Origin of the sequence: Helicobacter trogontum (assembly GCF_000765905.2) — a bacterium.
In the GTDB taxonomy this organism is placed as follows: domain Bacteria; phylum Campylobacterota; class Campylobacteria; order Campylobacterales; family Helicobacteraceae; genus Helicobacter_A; species Helicobacter_A trogontum.
Window position 1 is genome coordinate 67,433 of the sequence record NZ_JRPL02000006.1, and the last position, 20,286, is coordinate 87,718.

17 protein-coding genes are annotated in these 20,286 nt (G+C 33.4%); 8 read left to right on the plus strand and 9 right to left on the minus strand.

The window, feature by feature from the left end; all coding sequences use genetic code 11:
- Positions 1 to 130: 130 nt before the first annotated feature.
- From LS81_RS04005 to ribE, 6 genes are all read left to right on the plus strand, one after another.
- Positions 131 to 1,813: a 30S ribosomal protein S1 gene (locus LS81_RS04005; protein ID WP_411710187.1), complete on the plus strand. Its 1,683-nt coding sequence runs from the start codon at positions 131 to 133 to the stop codon at positions 1,811 to 1,813.
- A gap of 24 nt (positions 1,814 to 1,837) precedes the next feature.
- The gene (locus tag LS81_RS04010) at positions 1,838 to 2,338 is read left to right on the plus strand and encodes a hypothetical protein (RefSeq protein ID WP_034316950.1); all 501 of its coding nucleotides are present in this window, start codon (positions 1,838 to 1,840) and stop codon (positions 2,336 to 2,338) included.
- Between the two features lie 35 nt (positions 2,339 to 2,373).
- Complete coding sequence (gene serA / locus LS81_RS04015; protein WP_034344271.1) at positions 2,374 to 3,981, plus strand: phosphoglycerate dehydrogenase; 1,608 nt, start codon at positions 2,374 to 2,376, stop codon at positions 3,979 to 3,981.
- A 17-nt stretch (positions 3,982 to 3,998) separates the two neighbouring features.
- Complete coding sequence (locus LS81_RS04020) at positions 3,999 to 5,108, plus strand: hypothetical protein (protein WP_034344268.1); 1,110 nt, start codon at positions 3,999 to 4,001, stop codon at positions 5,106 to 5,108.
- A gap of 153 nt (positions 5,109 to 5,261) precedes the next feature.
- A complete protein-coding gene (locus LS81_RS04025; protein WP_034344266.1) occupies positions 5,262 to 5,693 on the plus strand; it encodes a flagellar FliJ family protein in 432 nt (143 codons plus the stop codon).
- A gap of 122 nt (positions 5,694 to 5,815) precedes the next feature.
- Positions 5,816 to 6,451 carry a riboflavin synthase gene (gene ribE / locus LS81_RS04030; protein WP_034344264.1) on the plus strand — a complete coding sequence of 212 codons (636 nt, stop codon included), beginning with the start codon at positions 5,816 to 5,818 and terminating at the stop codon, positions 6,449 to 6,451.
- A gap of 70 nt (positions 6,452 to 6,521) precedes the next feature.
- On the opposite strand, the gene LS81_RS04035 is transcribed toward ribE, so the two are convergent.
- From LS81_RS04035 to LS81_RS04060, 6 genes are all read right to left on the minus strand, one after another.
- Positions 6,522 to 7,247 (minus strand): MqnA/MqnD/SBP family protein, encoded by a 726-nt coding sequence (locus tag LS81_RS04035; protein WP_034344262.1) that lies wholly within the window; start codon positions 7,245 to 7,247, stop codon positions 6,522 to 6,524.
- Between the two features lie 14 nt (positions 7,248 to 7,261).
- Positions 7,262 to 8,035, minus strand: a complete 774-nt coding sequence (locus LS81_RS04040) for a hypothetical protein (protein WP_034344260.1) — start codon at positions 8,033 to 8,035, stop codon at positions 7,262 to 7,264.
- 67 nt (positions 8,036 to 8,102) lie between these two features.
- Positions 8,103 to 10,685, minus strand: coding sequence for a TPR domain-containing protein (locus LS81_RS04045; protein WP_034344258.1), 2,583 nt, complete (start codon positions 10,683 to 10,685; stop codon positions 8,103 to 8,105).
- A gap of 15 nt (positions 10,686 to 10,700) precedes the next feature.
- Complete coding sequence (locus LS81_RS04050; protein ID WP_034344256.1) at positions 10,701 to 11,558, minus strand: tetratricopeptide repeat protein; 858 nt, start codon at positions 11,556 to 11,558, stop codon at positions 10,701 to 10,703.
- A gap of 301 nt (positions 11,559 to 11,859) precedes the next feature.
- Complete coding sequence (gene rpe / locus LS81_RS04055; RefSeq protein WP_034346886.1) at positions 11,860 to 12,501, minus strand: ribulose-phosphate 3-epimerase; 642 nt, start codon at positions 12,499 to 12,501, stop codon at positions 11,860 to 11,862.
- Positions 12,502 to 12,835: 334 nt separating this feature from the next.
- Entirely contained in the window at positions 12,836 to 14,086 is a 1,251-nt protein-coding gene (locus LS81_RS04060; RefSeq protein ID WP_034344255.1) for a GNAT family N-acetyltransferase, read from the minus strand.
- Between the two features lie 617 nt (positions 14,087 to 14,703).
- Here LS81_RS04060 and lepA point away from each other — a divergent pair.
- Positions 14,704 to 16,497 (plus strand): translation elongation factor 4, encoded by a 1,794-nt coding sequence (lepA, locus tag LS81_RS04065; protein ID WP_034344253.1) that lies wholly within the window; start codon positions 14,704 to 14,706, stop codon positions 16,495 to 16,497.
- An 823-nt stretch (positions 16,498 to 17,320) separates the two neighbouring features.
- On the opposite strand, the gene LS81_RS12475 is transcribed toward lepA, so the two are convergent.
- The 3 genes from LS81_RS12475 to LS81_RS04080 form a co-directional block, all read right to left on the minus strand.
- Positions 17,321 to 17,488: a DUF1643 domain-containing protein gene (locus tag LS81_RS12475; RefSeq protein ID WP_158659406.1), complete on the minus strand. Its 168-nt coding sequence runs from the start codon at positions 17,486 to 17,488 to the stop codon at positions 17,321 to 17,323.
- A 167-nt stretch (positions 17,489 to 17,655) separates the two neighbouring features.
- On the minus strand, positions 17,656 to 18,375 hold the full coding sequence (locus LS81_RS04075) for a CheB methylesterase domain-containing protein (protein ID WP_052089258.1): 720 nt from the start codon (positions 18,373 to 18,375) through the stop codon (positions 17,656 to 17,658).
- Positions 18,376 to 18,388: 13 nt separating this feature from the next.
- Positions 18,389 to 19,261, minus strand: a complete 873-nt coding sequence (locus LS81_RS04080; protein ID WP_034322386.1) for a CheR family methyltransferase — start codon at positions 19,259 to 19,261, stop codon at positions 18,389 to 18,391.
- Between the two features lie 103 nt (positions 19,262 to 19,364).
- Here LS81_RS04080 and LS81_RS04085 point away from each other — a divergent pair, with 103 nt between their 5' ends.
- Positions 19,365 to 20,150, plus strand: a complete 786-nt coding sequence (locus LS81_RS04085; protein ID WP_034344252.1) for a pyridoxine 5'-phosphate synthase — start codon at positions 19,365 to 19,367, stop codon at positions 20,148 to 20,150.
- Positions 20,151 to 20,286 lie beyond the last annotated feature (136 nt).

A 20,286-nucleotide genomic window follows, 5' to 3' on the forward strand; every position in this document is an offset into this window, starting at 1 on the left:
GTAATTTTGTATAAAACTTTGTAATCTGCCTATCTTAAAATAGTGTTTTTTATAGATTTTTATCTCTTTTTCACTGAAAATATACTAAAATGTCGAAATCTATAGATTTCAAAAAAGGTATCCGATGAAAATTAGTCCAGAAAAAATTGATGAAATGTTTCCCAATGAAGGAGAAGATTTTGCAACAATGTTAAGCCGTTCAGAGCAGTCTGAAGACAACATTTTGAGAGAAGGAAAAATCGTAAAGATTGACGATGAGAGCGTTATAATTGATGTGCAAGATAAAAAAGAAGGTCGCATGAGTATCGATGAGATAAAAGATTGCGATGGAAATCTCCTATTTAAGCAAGGTGATAGTATTCTTGTGCATGTATCAAAAAAAGGTGGCCTTAAGGTATCTTATAAAAAAGCTGTGAAGTACGAAAAAGTTGTGAATGAGATTAAAGCACTTGGTACAGACTATAAAGATAAGGTTGTTGAAGGTATAATACGAGGAAAAAATAAGGGTGGCTACCTTGTAGAATCTGCAAATGGTGTTGAGTATTTTATGCCAAGACATTATTCTGCGTTAAGTCGTGACAAAGATGATTCTAAAGTGATTGGAAAGTCGATAAAAGCTTGTATAGTTGATATACGACCAAATGGCAATTCTATTGTTATTTCAAGAAAACGCTATCTTGATACCCATACTGCTGCACAAAAAGAAAATGCTAAAAAGCTGCTTGAGAGTGGTTTAGCTTATGAAGGTGTTGTAAAAAATATTACGAAGTTTGGTCTATTTGTTGAAATAGGATCTGTTGATGGGTTGGTGCATTTTACAGAAATTAGCCATAAGGGACCTGTAAACCCTGAAAAACATTATAAGGTTGGCGATAAAGTGCAAGTCAAACCTCTTGAGTATAATGAAGAGAAAAATAGATTGTCACTTTCTATACGTGCTCTTTTTGATGATCCGTGGAAAGAAATTAAAGATGAGATTAAAGTTGGCTATGTTATACGAGTTACTGTAAGCAATATTGAAGATTATGGTGCATTTGTAGATTTAGGAAATGATGTTGAGGGCTTTTTGCACATTTCTGAAATGTCATGGGATAAAAACATTAAGCGACCTAGCGATTGCTTGAAAGTTGGCGAAGAAATTAATGTTGAAGTTATCGAGATTGATCCTGATAATAGACGATTGAGGGTAAGCCTTAAAAAGTTACAAGATAAACCTTTCACTCAATTTACAAAAGAATATAAGGTAGGTGATGTTGTAACAGGTAAGGTTGCAACTATTACGAATTTTGGTGCATTTGTAAATCTTGGCTCTGTTGATGGATTGTTGCATAATGAAGATGCTTTTTGGGATAAGTCTAAGAAATGTGCTGATGAATTTAAAGTTGGAGATTCTATTGAAGTCAAGATTGATAAAATTGATGTTGCAAACGAAAAGATTTCACTGAATAGGCGCTATCTTGTAGAGTCACCAAGTGAACAATTTGCAAAGAAATATGCTATTGATGATGAAATTTCTGGTCAAGTCATTGATATTCGAGATTTTGGTGTGTTTATCAAGGTGGAAGGTGAAAATATTGATGCACTTATTCGCAATGAGGATTTAGGAAATATTGCTAAAGATAGCATTAAACTTGGTGATACCATAAAGGGTGCGTTAGCACAGATTGATAAAAAAACAAATCGTGTACGCTTATCTGTGCGTAGATTACAGAAAAATAAAGAGCGCCAAGAACTAAATGATTATAATTCTGATGAGAAAGTTACTCTAGGTGATACTTTGGGCGATAAGTTTAAGAATCTTGGCAAAAAATAATATCTTTTGTATGTAGGGTTTTGGATGATAAGAGGCATAATTGCTGGACTTGTGCTTGTTGTTGTGCTTGGTGGTGGCTACGTTTTGTATGCGTTTTATCAAAAAATGCAGAATACCGATGTGCAAATAGAAGAGCCTACAACAAAGATTCCACAAAAGCAAGTAATCACAAATATTCCAAAAATGGAGACCATACAAGATGATGTATGGATTAGTAATGCAGATGAAAAAGCACTTGCTACTACCTATCAGTTTCCATCCAATGTGCTTGATATTAATATCGAAGTCAAACGTTATGAAGATTTAAAGACAGATTACACAAAAGTACTAGTTAAAAATCTTGATGATTATAAATTTTTTTGTTTAAACGAGATTCTACGACAAAAGCATATTGATTTTTCTTATTTTAAGCATAAAGATACACTTGATTTGCTGTTGTTTATGCCAGATGAAACACAACGTGAAATGATCTTGAGTGATTTTAAATATTATGGTATAGAATATGAAATTAGTCTGAAAAAATAGATATTATTTCATTCCAACGATTTTAAAGGAGCAATATGAAAAAACACATTATAGTATGCGATCATATCCATGATGAGGGCTTAAAGATATTGAGTACACAAGATGATATTTCTGTGGAAAATTTAGCACATTTACCAAAAGATGAGCTACTTACTCATTTGCACAAAGCTGATGTGCTTATTACTAGAAGTTCAACTGCAGTAAATGAAAAACTCTTGGAGTCTGCGTATGATAATTCCAAAAAATTAAAGGCAATCGTGCGTGCAGGAGTAGGTGTTGATAATGTTAATATTGATGCGTGTTCTTACAGGGGTATTGTAGTGATGAATGTGCCTACTGCAAATACAATTGCTGCGGTAGAACTAACAATGACACATCTTTTGAGTGCTATTCGTAGATTTCCAAGTGCACATACGCAACTGAAAGTGGAGCGTAAATGGAAAAGAGAGGATTGGTATGGTACTGAGCTAAAAGATAAAAAACTTGGTGTAATTGGTTTTGGCAATATTGGAAGTCGTGTAGGTATTCGTGCAAAAGCTTTTGATATGCAAGTCATTGCCTATGATCCATATATTAATCCAAATAAAGCGCTTGATTTGGGCATTGAATATACGACTAACTTTGATGATATTCTTGCGTGTGATATTATTACCATTCATACACCAAAAAATAAACAAACTACAAATATGATTACAAGCAAAGAAATTGCAAAGATGAAAGATGGTGTAATTTTGATAAATTGTGCACGTGGTGGCTTATATAATGAAGATGATTTATACGAGGGATTAAAATCCAAAAAAATTGCATGGGCGGGACTTGATGTATTTGATTCTGAACCTGCTATAGACAATAAGCTTTTAGATTTAGATAACATTTATGTAACGCCTCATATTGGAGCAAATACACTTGAAAGTCAAGAAAAAATAGCAATAGAAGCTGCGCAAGCAGCTATTTCGGCAGCAAGAGGCTCGGCTTTCCCAAATGCACTTAATTTGCCAACAAAAACACAAGATATGCCAGATTCTATTATTGCATATCTTGAACTTACACAGAAGTTAGCCTATTTTGCTGCACAAGCAATTGATGGTGCAATAAGCGCATTGCATATTTGCATTAATGGTGCTGAATTAGAGAAATATAAAGATGCTTTTTTAACATTTGGACTTGTTGGTGCATTAAAACCTTCTCTTGATGATAAGATTAATTATGTCAATGCAGCATTTGTTGCGACTGAACGGGGCGTGCAGAGCAATGTAGAAGTTAAGCATGATGCAGAACCTTATAAAAATCTTGTCAAAATTACACTTAATACTGCTAAAGAAAGTGTGAGTGTAAGTGGTACAATTTATGATGGACACATTGTAAGATTTAATAATATTAATGGTTTTGGTATGGATCTAGAGCCTAATGGAAACATGATACTTGTGCGAAATACAGATGTACCAGGTGTTATCGGAAGTATTGGGCATACAATTGCAAAGCATCAAGTCAATATTGCAGATTTTAGACTCGGTAGAAAAACAGATTCTAGTGAAAAGAGTGCGTTAGCACTTATACTTGTTGATAGCACTGTGTCTACACAATTGTTAGATGACTTGAGGGCTATACCAGAATGTTTAAGTGTGCGTAATGTACTTATGTAATTAAAGAATAAAATATCATGAATATAGCGAATCTAGCACAGCCAAAGCATATTCTATATATTTTATTTTACATAGTATGCCTCGTTTTTAGTGCTTGTGCTAAAAAAGAGATTGCATCAAAACAAGATATAAAAACACAAATCAAGTCACAACATCCAAGCATACCATTTGCTTTGAACAAGGCAGATAGCAATAAATGGTATAAAGAGCAATTTTTACCTATCCTCAAAAAGTCATCAAGCAAAAAAGGTGCAGAAGAATATGAGCGGTTTGCAAAGCTTTATTTTGCTGACTTGAGTCAAATACAGGATTATGACAAGCATGTGCCCCAAGATAAACTTTTACAATCTGTTAGTTTTACCCTTTTTGCACAAGATGTTTTTAGAGAATTTCTATTTTTGCAAGAAATGGGGCTAATAGTTGCCCCATGGGAAGCATTTGCGAGTGATATTGAGTTTGGTAATCATATTATAAGTGCGAGTTTTGTGGCAAAAGTAGCTGATGAAATAGGGCAATTTGAAAATGAAAGTTATGAAAATCTCAATAATATTGTGTTAGCCCATAGTCTTTTAAGGCTTACAGAAAAATATGCTTATGTAACACAAACTAGTAAAAAAACGCGAGATATCACAGAGATAGCACAATATGTACTACCAGATTCCTTGTATTCATTTCTTTTTTATAGGATTGTATACGCCAAATATATGGAGAAATTTCAAAGTAATTTTATATTACATGCTATGTCAAGGCAATTTCCTAGTGCCACTTTGCAAGCTAGTAATAAGATTTTATATGTGCAACCACAACATAATAATATAAAAACCATGCAAAAATATTTTTCCTTTACATCATTTGAACCTACAAATCCTTTGGCTATCATGCAATGTAGATCAGGAAGTATGTATTATCCAGCACAAAAAGCTTGCATACAAGCAACTTTTATCTCGTGGCTAACGTATTTACAATTTAGCCTAAGGCGACATAATTCGCCTTATGTATTGCCAATTTTTACAGATTCTAAGCTTTGCTTATTGCTCACACAAAATAACATTGTTGTATATCCTTATAATGAGGGTACTTTTTGTAAGAATCTTGTTGCTACGTGGCAAACCCATCAAGCAAGATAGGTTGCATAACATAAGTTTGCATTTACATGGGAGTTAGCAAGTGTAGAATGGAAAATATTGAGTTTGCAACTAAACATGGAATCTAATGTGGTGTTTAAGAAAGGCTTTAGAAATACATGCTATAATGCAAATTGCTAGTTATGAGGAAATGCTATGACAAAACAGCTTGCTAATCTTGTAAAAATTGCAAAGCAAAAGCTTGATATGCAGGAAAAAAACTTATTACGTAATCAGACATTAATTACGCATAAATATGCCCATATAGATTCTATAAATGTGCAAATTGCTAGTATTCCTATGCCTTCATCTGGTAGTTTTAGCGCCTATCAGAGCCAAAAAGATTCGATTCAAGCATACTTATATGAAATACATGAAATTCAAATGCAAATTGGCATTCTAAGGGATGAGCAAGAATACATTAAGCAGCAAATTCGTATAGCACACCTAGAGCATGAAAAAATGCTATATCTCTATAATAAAGCCAAAAATGCACAGACTTTAGAAAACAATAAGCAGGAAGTAAAGCAGCTAGATGAAGTTACAATCATGCTGCACACAAGACAAAAGAATAATGCAAATACCTAACCCACTTAAAACTCCTATGTGCTTAAAACACTATTGTGAAGATCTAACTACTATTTAAAAACACATTACACAATATCATCATATGATTATGGTAATATTAGATATTTAATATGGAGAAGTATATGTTTAGCGGACTTGTGAGACAATTTGCAAAAGTGCGGTTTTATCGCAATCAGATTTTGTGTTTGGAATCTGACTTAAACCCACAAATAGGTGATAGCATAGCTGTTAATGGTGCATGTCTTACCGCTATAGAAAGTACAAAAACGCATTTTAGTGTTGAGCTTAGCAAAGAGAGTGCTTCTTTGATTGCTACAGAAAATTTGCAAGGATTGGTGCATGTTGAACCAGCCCTGCGTTTACATGATGGATTGCATGGGCATATCGTGCAAGGACATATTGATTGTGTTGGTGTGATAAAATCTATAGAAATGCAGACAAATAGCTATGTTTTTTGCATAGAGACAACACAAAAGGCTCTTGAGTGTATGGTTGAAAAGGGGAGTGTATGTATTGATGGTATCAGTCTTACTATACACGATGTGGGATCCTCTAGCTTTAGTCTTGTCATAATCCCGCACACAATGCAAAATACACTTTTTGCAGGTTATACAATAGGTCGCAGAGTTAATATTGAAACTGACATTATTACACGAAGCATTGCAAATATGTTTCATAAATATATGCTAACTCATAATAATCCTAATAAAAAACAAGTAATACAGGATATATATGATTCTATAGCTCTTTCATACTGATAAAAACCTAGAGGACAATGAGATATGCTTTTTAAGTATAGCTATATGAGGCATTTATAATCATGAGGTGCTAAAACCTTTTAGGTGCCTTTATCCCTTTTAATCTCAAATATCTATAAAAGATGGTTAAAGCATGATGTTCTTTTGCTCCAATTCTATAATAAATACGCTCTAAATATGCACGAGCAAATGTTTTTTTAATACCAATCTTATTGACATAAGACATAAGTATATAATGTGGAATCTTAATGCCTTTATATCGCTTTCCTTGTCCTAATTTATGATTAAAATCAGATATGAGATTCTGATAGAATATATCATGTGTATGAAAACATGCACGACCAAAAACAAAGGGCAATCCAGTCTTATCATACCAACATTTTGCCATATCCTTATACTGCACTCGCGTGTTGCCATTTATAGAATCATAATGATATTTTAAAGCCCTATCGCCAATTAATACTGCACCTTTTAAATCAAGCACCATACAGAGTGCATTAGAAGTTGCTGATTGATAATCATTTGCAGGATTAGATTCTAAAACAAGGACACTCCACACTTCTTTACATGCGATAATACCAGCTTTACACGCCTTTGCCTTATAATGTGCTTTCATGCCTGCAATAGATGAGATGAAGCCAGAATCAATACGCCGAAATAAAAACTCTTGATTAAGCTTTGCAGGATAACTTTTCTTGTAGTTACAAGCATGCTTGAAACTATTGTTTGTTCTATATCCTTTCAAAAATACATCAAATGGCAATAAGTTTAAATATTCAATTTTTCCAAATCGCATAAAAAGCCTTTAGCCTAAAGTAGAAAATGCATATTAAAACCAACTGCAACGAAACGATCTACTCCAGAAATGTAACTGATAGGGTATCCACCATACACCTCTATTCTATACTTCTTTGTATTTGCCCCAAGTCCAATCCTAGCGATAATATTTGCTGTATCATATATGTGAAGTGGCATCAAAGCACTTGCGCCAAGAAATACGCCAATTCCAGTTAAGAATCGTCCTTCTAGTGCCACATTATAAAAGTAATCAATTGCACCACCAAGACTATAAAACTCACTTGCTGAGAATAAATTATAATCGCCTATGACAGCAAATTTCAACCCTTGATTGGGCGAAAATCGTGCAAAGAATCCAACTTGTATACCTGCACTTAACACGGATAAATTGGTATTGAGAGTAGATGTGTTGTTCGTTTGCGTGGTCCTATTGCCAAATATGCTCAACGTGTGGGATTCAACTCCTACACCTATAAACCATGTCATTTTTTTGTATGGCTGTATCTCTTTTATTGCACTATTTTGGATAAGATGATAGCGAAAGGGTGAGCGAAGGTGTGATTTTATTACATGTGGCTTTGAGTTATTGCGGTATTTTATGTCATCTTGTGTGCTTTTAGGTTTTATGGAGTTAGGTTTTACTACTTCATGTTCTTGCTTACTATATTTTTCTCTTTCTACTTTTTCCCTATCTTCTTTTAAAGATTCCAAAAGTGCATTATCAATAGAATCTGCAAATAAACTCTGCAAAAACAAAACAATATATGCAAAATATATTCTTTTCATATTTTTTAATCCTCAGACATATTTAGGGTGTAAATTGTTTATTTTTAATCTATAAAAATATCCAACTTTACTTCTTGTCACACGATATAATATCTCCTGTATAACCCATTTCACAGGCTTTTAGGTAATATTCTTGTGCACTTCTAAAATCTCCTTCATCATAGATAATGCTCCCAAGATTCACACATGCTTCATCCGAGACCTTTGTTGAGTCGTGTGTATCAAGTGGGCATGCAAGCTTGTAATAATCTTTTGCATTGAATATACTTTGTTGCACACCAAGACCATTAGCATACATCTGTGCTAATCCAAGATAGTTTCTAGCTGAATTCGATAGCTTATAAATATTCATTGCCTTTTCATAATCTTGCCTTACGCCAAAGCCATTAACATACATTTGAGCTAGATAAAAGTAATCATTTGGTATATTGTAGGCATAAATAAGCTTATATGTCTCAATCACTTTATTATAATCTTTTACATAAAAATAAGATTTCACCAGCAGATCAAGAGCCATCTCATCATCTTTTGTTTGATAGTGCTTGAGTGCATCAATTGCTTTTTGATATTCATTTTCTCTTACCGCATCCTTGGCAAAATCAAGACATATTGGCTTTGCATTAACTTTAGATTTTAGATTCTTACACATTGCTTCTTGTAATATAAAATCTTTATTAAATACACCTTTTGTCTCATCATAGAATCTCATGCAAGCTTCTGCGATATCACCTTTACATGCTTGCTTGTAGAGCAAAAGACTAATTGCCCTGCTATCATCTTTTGCAAGTGGTTTTGTATTATTGATGATCTCTGCCTTGAGTGAGTCTTTATTTGGTGTTATAAGCATATTTTGATAGCTCGCATCTTTTTGTATCAATTCAAGTAGTGTTGCTAATTGATAACATGAGTTTGCGTTTTCTGCTTTGCACTCCTGTGCTAAGTTTGGTAGGGTAAGTTTTTTCTCACATGCATTTTGCAAACCAAGACTGCATGCTTGTTTATAGTATTGCAATGCTTTTGCATAACTCATATGTGAGTTTTCATGTATTGTGTGAGTTTTTTTACTATGGAATTCATGTGTACTATAGATATTTGCAAGATTATAATAAATCTCATCGTGTGGAGCTTCTTTATGCTGCAATAACTCCTCATAGATACGTATCGCATCATTTTCATCCATATTTAAATATTCTCCATTTATAGATTGTTTTGCAATTTGCATACAACTTATTACAGCATTTTTGCTTAATTCACAAGCCTTTTTATACCATTTCAATGCACCAAGCATATCTTGTCTGTAGTTCTCATATAATACACCCAAACGCTCACAAGAAGCGTAGTTTTCATCACTCACTTGACATGCATAGTGATAGACTTCAATGGCCTTTTCTATGTCTTGCTTAACATATTCACCTCGTTCATATCCAAGTCCTGCAAAATAGCAATAATTTCCACCCAAGTCTTTTTTCATGCTCCATGCACAAGCTCGTTGCATAAAACTAAGTGCTTTTTCTTTATTTTTTGCTACACGATTGCCTTTTTCATACATATTTGATAATTCTACACATGACTCAACAATTCCACCTCTACAAATTCTTTGTAGGAGTTTTACATATCTTTTTGTATCATTAAACATCGGTAAATGTCGCAGTTCATAGCAGCTACTCATATTGCCACTATCACACGCAAGTGCAAAAAACTCAGGTCGCACATTTTGTGTGTTAGCACATGCAGTCATATCGTTATCCATAATACATTCTTTTGCATATTTGATGTTAAAGATTGTATCTTTACATGCATTCATATCAAGCTTACATGCTTTTTGTAGGAATTTTGCTGCTTTTACAAAATCACTTTTATCATCTTGCGTGTTACTTGCAGTATTATTGGTGTAAAAATCTTGTGTGTAATATAGGCTTACTTGATAACATGCTGTAACATCATTCTCGTCACACTTTCTAGCAAGTCCATCTAAATTTGTTGCAATTTGTTCCCTATATTCCTTGTATAGATGCAATATTTTACAAGATTCTATATCTCCAAGCATACATTCTTTTGTCGCAAAATCTAAGGCTAGATTTAGAAGTCGTTCCGCCTTTGGTCGATTTTGTGCTATACCAATACCATATTCATAGAAGTAGCGTACAAACAAACATGCTTTTACATCAGAATCATAACAAGAGTACTCCAAAAGACTTAATGATTTTTCTTGATATTGCAATGCTTTGTCTGGATCTGGCTTGTCACGCATAAGCATCACAATAGATTCTGTATCTTCAAAAAATTCTTTTGTGTTGTTGAGGTTGCTAGAAAGGGGTAATGTATTTTGTGTGGGTATTTTTTGTGCCTGTATATCTCTTTTTATCGCCTGTATTGCTGCATTATCGCTTGATTCGTAAATGCGTGACAGCACAATGCATGTTTGATAATCCTTCCTACATGCACTATCCATAATATCAAGTAATTTTGCTTTGTAGAGAGCAATATTTTGTGTGTCATTGTGTTGTTTTGCTTGTTTTAATAGCACAAGACATGATGTGCTAAAATTATTTTTACACTCGTCAATAAGCGTTCCATTTTTGCCATAAGAAAGACTTAATAAAGCTATAAAAAATATTGCGATAAAATATGCCATAACGTTATTTTTCATTAAAGCCACCTTGTATTAGTTTAATATGGAATCAAGTATTTCATAGCGACAAAATTCATTGTGCTTTTTACATGCAATGTGAAAATATGTCTGTGCTTCCTGTTTATCCTTATCAACACCTAATCCATTTGCATATTTTATACCGACTTCACCACATGAACGCATGTCATCAGCATAGTCTTGCTGGGCTTTCTTGCACGCGGCAAGGACTTGCTGAAACTCTATTGCAAGCAACATGTCCATATTGTCACCAACTTGTGCATCAAATGCTCTCTTTCGAAAGCATTCTTTATCGTCTTCAAGCTTACAAATCTTATCGAAAAGACTGCTGATTTGTTTTTTCTTTGAATCTGTTGTATCTTTTTTAAGTTCTTTTAATAGAATATCACTTAGTTGTAGACAAGATTCTTTATGATCTAAATCGCATGCTTGTTGATATAAGAGTGCAATATATTCTTGTTTTGTATTTTCTTTTGCAAAGTTTCCTAAAAGTAAACAAGATTCTACTATTCCATTGTAACAAGCTTTTGTAAAATAGTATTTAGCCTTATCTATATTTGGTAATACACCATAACCCTCATAATACGACCTGCCAACAAGCCCACACGAAGTATAGTTTTTCTTTGCACATTGCTGATACCATGCTAAAAAGCTGCCTTGCATCGCGGTGAGTGGTTTCTGCGGTAAAAAAGAATGTGTATTTTGTGTCTGTGCATATGCGATATAGGACATACTGCACATTAATAATCCTAATAATAGGAGAAACTTTGAGACGAATGATTTTACAAATAAAGCCACTAAATGATGTAAAGTATGGGATATGCCAAGTTTATTTTGATTAAAATCTATAACCTTTGCTAAGAATATTCTCATTGTATTGCCCTTAAAACCTAAGAATAAGTCTGTATTATAGCTGAAATCATTTTGTTTTATAATGCATGGACAATGTTTTATTGAAATTTTAAATAAGTTTTGTTTGTATGTTAATGTGAATAACTCTTTGTTTAAAATCTTATAAAAATGCTAAATAAAAGGATCTGTCACTCTTTTATTATCTTCATTAGATGGGTTAAATCACAAACTATTACTTTGGTGGCACAAATTTTAGTTTTATCATAGGCATTATTAATCAACATGCTTGTTATTTTTAATTATATAGGCGTTATTTCATATATTATATTTTGAGACTCTGTATTGCTAGTTTTCTATCTTTTTGTTTGAAAATATAGTTGCCAGCAACTGCTATATCAACACCAACATTCTTTAATGTATGTATATTTGTATCATTGATGCCGCCATCGACTTCTATGAGACATTGTGGATTACGCATAAGAATCATATCTTTTAAATCAGCGATTTTTTCTATCGTATTTGGGATAAACTGCTGCCCACCAAAGCCTGGATTAACACTCATGATGAGCACCATGTCTATATCAGCAAGAATATATTTTAACCCATCAAGTGATGTGTGTGGATTGATAGCAATAGCAGGTGAGATTCCATATGATCTAATTTTTTGGATAAGTCTATGCAAATGCCTTTCGCTTTCAATATGTATGCTCATATATTTTGGTGTCAAATGGGCGTACAGATCTATGAAAAAATCCGCATTTTCTACCATAAAATGTATGTCTAATGGGATTTCGCCCATATCTTTAATCTTTTCTAATACACAAGGTCCAAGCGTCATGTTTGGCACAAAATGTCCATCCATCACATCAATATGCAATAGATCACAACCCCCATTTACAACAGATTCTATCTCTTGTGCTAAGTATAAAAAGTTTGCAGACAGAAGGCTTGGAGCAACTTGTATCAAGGATGTAGCTATACTTTGTGTATTATTTGCAAATTGCGGTTCGCTATAATTTTCTGAATCTATATTTTTCATAGATATTTTTGCTAAATCATCAATATCACGTGCTTGTTTTAATGAATGCAATAGTTTTTCAAACTTTGGATCTAACATACTCCACCCCTGCAATTGTTGTAAAAATATTCTTGCAAATACACTATGAAATAATACAAAATAATCGTTAATTGTAAGAGAATATATGCAGGTAAAACACAATCACAGGGTTATGCAATCTAGTTGCAACATCTTTGTGGTATAAAAAATAACCATGATATTATTTTCTTAACTAGAGATATTAAAAATAATCACTAAAATATGCCTTTCCTTCTGGGATAATCTCTTCTAAAATATCAATTGTTGTATCACTAGCATCAAGTCTGCCAATCTGACGTAAATAGAGCGGTCGTTTATATCCCATAAGCATAGTTATAAGCGTTTGGATGTCAATATGTAGTGCATAAGTTGCTTGGCTAGATGTAGTCTTAGAATCATACTCTTTTTCTACAACGCTTACTTGTTTTGCATTTGCAGTAAAATGCACGATAAATTGCTTATTATTCCATTCAAGTAGAGGATCGCTTACAATAAAGCAAAGTGCGACGTCCATATTTATAGAATCAAAGGGATATTGTGATAAAAACTGCATAACATCAACAATGCGTGCCATAATATAGGGTTGTGTAGTTTCTTTTATGTGACCATCTTCCAGCAAGAACGCAAGATTATGATTGCTATAATTAGCTCCTTTTACCTTGTCAAACATAGATTGATGTGCATTTATGTAACCCCAGATTCCATAATGAGCTTCTTTATTGAGATATACTAGTTCCTTGATTTTAAACACATCGTTCTCAAGTAGATAGACAATGTAGCCAGTTGGCTTATCATTACTATCATAATATATTGCAATAACCTCATCATCAACATCCCATCGCCAATATTCATCCCATGCAAGTTTATTGCGAATAAGACAGCCATGTGTTTGTTTGGCAAATTCATCATGCAAGGCAATTAAATCCTTGTGATCACATTCTACTCTGCGTATGATTCCATCAACCTTTGGAACCTTTGGGGTTTGATGATCTTTCATACTAAAAGTCATTTTGTCGCTAACAATTTCCCAGCCACGCGAACGATAATAAGGGATTGAATAAGGATAAAGGCATGATATGCTTTGTTTGTTTTTTCGCATGGTAGCTAGAATCTCTTTCATTAGGTCTGCCATAAGCCCAATGCCAGAATATTCAGGATAGGTAGCAACACCTGTTATTCCACCCATATCAAAGATTGTGTTATAGATATTTATCTGCATGGGATAAAGTGCGATTTGAGAAACTAGCTTATTTTTATTAAACCAGCCAAGCACATAGGCATTTTTTAATACGGGATATTTTGATTGTTTGATGGCAGCATTATTCCAACCAAACGCCAAAAGATCTTTTTCTGTTACTTGAAATGCATAACGCAAAAGCTCATTAAACTCTTCTATGTCTTCTGCTGTAAGTTGCCGTAATGTAAGTTCTTGTTTTAATTGTGATTTTTTCATGGTTGTTCCTATCAAAGTGTATAAAAACAGATATGATTCTATTCTTGGATTCTAAAGTCATTGTTTTAATAAAGGCAAACAAACTTATGACTCTAATGGTTTTAGTTGGGGTATTACTATAATTTTGCTAATTAAATGTCTTAAGTATGACATATTTTTAACTCATCTTTTGAGTATTTATCAAGAAGGATTTATATGATTTCATGTATCCCTAACTAATTTTTTGCTCAGTGGTTTTTATTCATAAGCTCTTAATAAATAAGTTTTTTATGTAACTATGTATAATCAAAACTACCCTTACTAAACATAATCTATATAGTTAAAAACAATTAAGTTAGATTCGCAAAAATGCAAAAAACTAGATCGCAATTTTGTTGATTTGAAAAAACAGATAAGTCGCAATTATGTTCATATTATATGATAGCAACTTCTATTTTGCATATCAACATGATGTAATCAAGATTAAAATATTTTTGTGATAAGAAGCCTAATAAAATTTATCTTTGACAATTAGGTATATTTTTTGATAGAATCCAATCCTCTTAGCTATTTACGATAAAACATAAAGTAAAAAACTTAAAAACTCATTGTCGTAATTTAATTCTGTAAGGCATAACATGCAAAGTAATATTCGAAATTTCTCTATTATAGCTCACATTGATCATGGTAAAAGCACCATTGCTGATTGCTTATTACAAGCGTGTGGCAGTGTATCTAAGCGTGAAGTAAGTAATCAAATGATGGATACCATGGATATTGAAAAGGAAAGAGGTATCACAATTAAAGCTCAAAGCGCAAGACTACTTTATCAACAAGGCACACAAACTTACATCTTGAATCTGATTGATACACCTGGACATGTGGATTTTAGTTATGAGGTTTCTCGATCCCTAAAGTCATGCGAGGGCGTGTTGCTTGTCGTTGATGCAAGTCAAGGCATACAAGCACAAACTATTGCAAATGTGTATATCGCTCTTGAAAATAATCTTGAGATTATTCCTGTGATAAATAAAATTGATCTACCAGCAGCACAACCAGATCGAGTTATCGCAGAGATTGAAAGTATTTTGGGACTTGATTGTTCTAATGCGGTACTTGTAAGTGCAAAAACAGGGCAGGGTATAGAATCTTTATTGCAAAGCATTGTGACGCTGATCCCACCACCACACATAGATGATTCTAAACCATTAAAAGCACTTGTATATGATTCGTGGTTTGATAATTATTTGGGTGCTTTAGGACTTATTAGGGTTATGGAAGGTCAAATTAGAAAGGGAGATATGGTAAAGACCATGAGCTCCAATAATTCTTACCAAGTCTTAGGGCTTGCATACCCACACCCGCTCCACAAGCAAAACAGCGAGATATTAAAGAGTGGAGAAATCGGAATCTTAAATCTTGGGCTAAAAAGTGTTACGGAAATGGCAGTCGGAGACACTATCACGTTGCTTGATAGTCCAACAAGTGAGGCAATCGAGGGTTTTATGCCAGCAAAACCTTTTGTATTTGCAGGTATCTATCCTATTGATACAGATCGATTCGAGGATTTACGCGATGCATTAAATAAGTTAAAGCTAAATGACTCTGCATTGCAGTTTGAGCCAGAGAGCAGCGTTGCTTTAGGCTTTGGGTTTCGTGTTGGTTTTTTAGGACTTTTGCATATGGAAGTTGTAAAGGAGCGATTGGAGCGTGAATTTGGACTTGATTTGATTGCTTCAGCACCAACGGTTGTCTATGAAGTGCATTTGACAGATGGCAGTATAGTTATGGTGCAAAACCCCAGTGAGTTACCGCCAGAGCAAAAAATTGCCTGTATTAAGGAACCATTTGTAAGGGCGACTATTATTACACCAAGTGAGTTCTTAGGTAATATTATCGTATTGCTTAATAACAAGCGGGGTGTGCAAGAAAATATGGAATATTTAAATGAAAATCGTGTGATGCTAACTTATGCCCTACCAAGCAATGAAATCATTATGGATTTTTATGATAAACTCAAATCTCAAACTAAAGGTTATGCTAGTTTTGATTATGAGCCTATTGAATATAGGGAAGGAAATCTCATAAAACTTGATGTGCGTGTAGCTGGAGAAGTTGTTGATGCTTTAAGTGTTATCGTCGATAAAAGTAAGAGCTATGAAAGAGGCAAAGCACTTGTATCCGCGATGAAAGAGATTGTACCAAGGCAGCTTTTTGAAGTAGCAATTCAAGCAAGTATTGGTAATAAGGTAATTGCACGTGAAACCGTGAAGTCTATGGGCAAGAATGTAACTGCAAAATGTTATGGTGGTGACATTACACGAAAAAGAAAACTTTTAGAGAAGCAAAAAGAGGGCAAAAAGCGTCTTAAAGCAATAGGTAAAGTAGAAATACCACAAGAAGCATTTCTTGCGGTATTAAAGATTGATTAGATTATATATTGCTTGGTAACAAATCTAACTAAACAACAAAATAGAAGCAATACAAGCAATGTTAAGCAATTAGCATGAATGCAAATAATGCAGTAGTTTTTACACATTTTCTTCATGAAAATACCTAACTTACTCAAAGATAAAATCCTTGCATATTCTATTGATAGGATTTTTGTATAGTTTTTAAAGTATTGAAAAACTAAAGCATATTTATAGGTTAAGCTTTCTAAAAAAGTCTTAAGGATTATATGGGGGATATAAAATCATTATATATTTCATACAGGTCTTTAGCAAAAAACTTGTTAAATCGCTATTTTAATTTTTGTGTCAAGGCTCATTTTACGTAGTGCTTGAATTTAGATAACTCGGCGATAAGATATAACGAGAGGTTTGTTAGTTTTGATACATAAGAAAATGAAATTGAATCATATTCTTATGTGTTTTTAGTATGCCTTAATTGAATGAATAACTAATTTTTTTATTTACATGCCAAATCCTAATCGTATTTCAAAATCTCATTATAATTTGCAATCAATATGCAATGTCATTTGGCTTCTTATACCTAAACATCCTTGTCTATTAAGATAGGCAAACATATCAAATTTTTGCAGTAGTGCATTATGTTCTTGGTATAGAAGAGATTTGGGGTTATCTCGTCCTGTTAGATTTCCTAACGAAGCCATTTTCTCCTAGTATCTAGCCTACAAATTTCTGAAAGCATATGTATTCAATAATCTCTAATAGTAATATGATCTCCAAAACAGGCTAGAGTATTATTGTTTTTATATTTTGAGAAGATATATTGTATATGTTTCATGTTTTCTTAATGCCAACTTGTTTGCATTCTGCTAGATATATTATCTGGGTGAGTAGTGATTTGTAGGATTATATTAAGCATAATGATCCTATTATGATCTGCGATCTTTAAAGGCTTATTTATTGTAGGATCGGTTTGTTTATCGGTGGCTATACTTGGATAATCCCCATACAAATGATGGGATTTGATACATTATCGCCTAGTATAAATCTATAAGATTTGCTAAATTCACACATATCAAAAAATGGCTGACATTATGTTTTAACATTTTTGCAATCTTTCTCACACTTTTTAGTGTTTTTGATTGTCTTCTTATAATACTACTTGTTTGTATTTATTATTTATACTTGCAAGTCTGGCTCTTTCTTTCCTGTGTTTTGGATTCTATTATGTGCATAATCCACAATTCTTTGTGCAATCTTTTGTAAAGGCAATATTTCTCTTACAGCACCAATCTCAATAGCTTTCTTTGGCATACCAAACACAACGCAACTCGCCTCATCTTGCGCTAGAGTATATGCACCATTGTCAAATAACTCTTTCATGCCTATCATACCATCATCACCCATTCCTGTGAGAATGATAGCAAGGGCATTTTTGCCTGATGCATTATTTGTGCTTCTAAATAATACATCAACGCTTGGTCTATGTCTGCTCACCCTATTTGCTTCAAGTGGCGAAGCATAATATTTCCCACTTTCATAGCTCACTACAACATGAGTATCACCATTTGCAACATAGGCACAATCATTTTGCAATTGCGTTTTTGCATTGACTTCAAAAATATCAATTTGACTATGTGCATTAAGTCTTGCAACAAGAGACGCGGAGAAAAGCTTTGGGATATGTTGTACGACGACAATGGGTGGTAACCCTCTAGGTAATTCTGCAAAAATTTTATTTAACGCTTCTGTTCCACCCGTTGAGCTACCGATGACAATAAGTTTATCTCTTGGTAATACACAAGGGTTTTTGGGCAACACTGAATCTGGGTGATATTTCTGCTCTATTTGTCTTGATAAAACATTATTATTCTTTTTATCATCTCTTTTCAATGCCATATCGCTTTCTCCCTTACAATATGTTTATTGTTGCTTCTGATTTTTTTACAAACATTTTATTGCCAAGTCGCTCAAAATATGGACTAAGCCCTAATATATCTTCTGAATGTCCTAAATAGAGCGTACCACCCATCTTCAATACATTATGTAATCTTGCAAGTATGCTTTCTTGATCTTTGGGTTTAAAGTATATAAGCACATTACGACAAAAAATCATATCAAATTCACCAGCATTAAAGGGATAAGTTTTGTTAAAGAGATTTAGCTGCTGAAATGTAATAATGCTTTTTAGACTACTCTTAGCACGCAAGGATAATACATCTTGTGATATGACCTTTACAATATCAAAATATTTATCAAGCTCTACCCAATCTGGAATCTTATTTAATCTAGAATCAAGCATATATTCTCCCTTTTTTGCAAGTTCAAGCATATTTGTATCAATATCTGTTGCAATAATTTTAATTGAAGAGGTCGAGTTATAAAGCATTTTTGCATAGAGACATGTAGCTGCAATAGAATATGGCTCTTCACCACTTGAACTTGCAGAACAGAATATCTTTATTGGGCTATTACTACGTAAAAGTGGTATTAAAGTGCGGTTAAGCATATCGTTAAAATGATAAGATTCTCGAAATAAATCTGTTTTGTTTGTAGTAAAATTATTGATAAAAACTTGCTTTACTTGCGCATTTGTTTTCACAAGACATAAAAGCTCATCAAGACTTTTAATGTTGGCACAAACAGATTCCTTTTGTAGTGAATTAATTCTGTTTTGTATCATTGTTTGACGTGTATCGGTGAGATAAATACCACAAATATCATACAAGGTATCTTGTATTTGCCGCAGTGCTTTAGAATCTAGCTTCCAAATATTTTCTTTCAAAAATGCCCCTTATAAAATCTTAAAAAATATGTGCATAAAGTCTTATTTTCTGCAAATCTTTTTACTATAATGTTAGCATATTTTTTAAAATAGAGGTGAAAACATGCGGCTTGGCGTCAACATTGATCACATTGCATATTTGCGAGAAACCAGAAAGATAAATGATCCAGATCCACTTGAAGCGATTTTTATTGCAAAAAGAGCAGGAGCAGATCAAATTACACTTCACCTACGCGAAGACAGAAGACATATACATGATAGTGATTTATATCGTATTGCAGAGTCTAGCTTTTTGCCGCTTAATGTTGAATGTTGCAGTGAATTGGAGATGATACACCTAATAAGCAAAGTCAAACCACACAGAGTAACACTTGTGCCAGAAAAGAGAGATGAGGTGACTACTGAAGGTGGGCTAAAGCTTTCTTCAACTCTCTTAGAATCTTTAAAGATTCTAAGAGATAATGAAATAGAAATAGCCCTTTTTATCGATCCAAACATTGAGAGTGTAGAAAAAAGTGCTGATTTCTCAGAATCTCTAAAAGCACCTATCGCAGTAGAATTGCATACAGGAAAATACGCAAATCTTTCGCTTATGCTTAACTCCAATTTATCACGTATGCATAATTCCATACAGACTTTGGAATGCAATAGAGAGAGGCTAAAAGCTATGTTGGCACAAGAAGTGCAGAATTTGCAAGAGATAACGCACCAAGCATGCAAGGCAAATCTAAATGTATATGCTGGACATGGGCTAAACTATGCAAATGTGAGAGATATTGTAAATATACAGGGCATAGAAGAGCTAAATATCGGGCAAAGCATTATAGCGCGTTCAATCTTTGTGGGATTAGAACAAGCAATAAAAGACATGAAAGCTTTGATTGATTAGCAATAATTTTTTTATAACTACATGTAAAAACTTACTTATAAGTTTTATAATGGGTAGATTCCTTAGATTCTAACTTCTTGTTTTATCTTTTTAGCACCTGTTCATATTAGTGTATTATTAGCTTGTGGTTTTTTAT

Coding starts and splice junctions, on each gene's coding strand:
- LS81_RS04020 (WP_034344268.1), top strand. CDS start 3,999: ATGAATATAGCGAATCTAGCACAGCCAAAGCATATTCTATATATTTTA.
- LS81_RS04040 (WP_034344260.1), bottom strand. CDS start 8,035: ATGAAAAGAATATATTTTGCATATATTGTTTTGTTTTTGCAGAGTTTA.
- LS81_RS04025 (WP_034344266.1), top strand. CDS start 5,262: ATGACAAAACAGCTTGCTAATCTTGTAAAAATTGCAAAGCAAAAGCTT.
- LS81_RS04050 (WP_034344256.1), bottom strand. CDS start 11,558: ATGAGAATATTCTTAGCAAAGGTTATAGATTTTAATCAAAATAAACTT.
- serA (WP_034344271.1), top strand. CDS start 2,374: ATGAAAAAACACATTATAGTATGCGATCATATCCATGATGAGGGCTTA.
- ribE (WP_034344264.1), top strand. CDS start 5,816: ATGTTTAGCGGACTTGTGAGACAATTTGCAAAAGTGCGGTTTTATCGC.
- LS81_RS04075 (WP_052089258.1), bottom strand. CDS start 18,375: ATGGCATTGAAAAGAGATGATAAAAAGAATAATAATGTTTTATCAAGA.
- LS81_RS04035 (WP_034344262.1), bottom strand. CDS start 7,247: ATGCGATTTGGAAAAATTGAATATTTAAACTTATTGCCATTTGATGTA.
- LS81_RS04060 (WP_034344255.1), bottom strand. CDS start 14,086: ATGAAAAAATCACAATTAAAACAAGAACTTACATTACGGCAACTTACA.
- LS81_RS04045 (WP_034344258.1), bottom strand. CDS start 10,685: ATGAAAAATAACGTTATGGCATATTTTATCGCAATATTTTTTATAGCT.
- lepA (WP_034344253.1), top strand. CDS start 14,704: ATGCAAAGTAATATTCGAAATTTCTCTATTATAGCTCACATTGATCAT.
- LS81_RS04085 (WP_034344252.1), top strand. CDS start 19,365: ATGCGGCTTGGCGTCAACATTGATCACATTGCATATTTGCGAGAAACC.
- LS81_RS04010 (WP_034316950.1), top strand. CDS start 1,838: ATGATAAGAGGCATAATTGCTGGACTTGTGCTTGTTGTTGTGCTTGGT.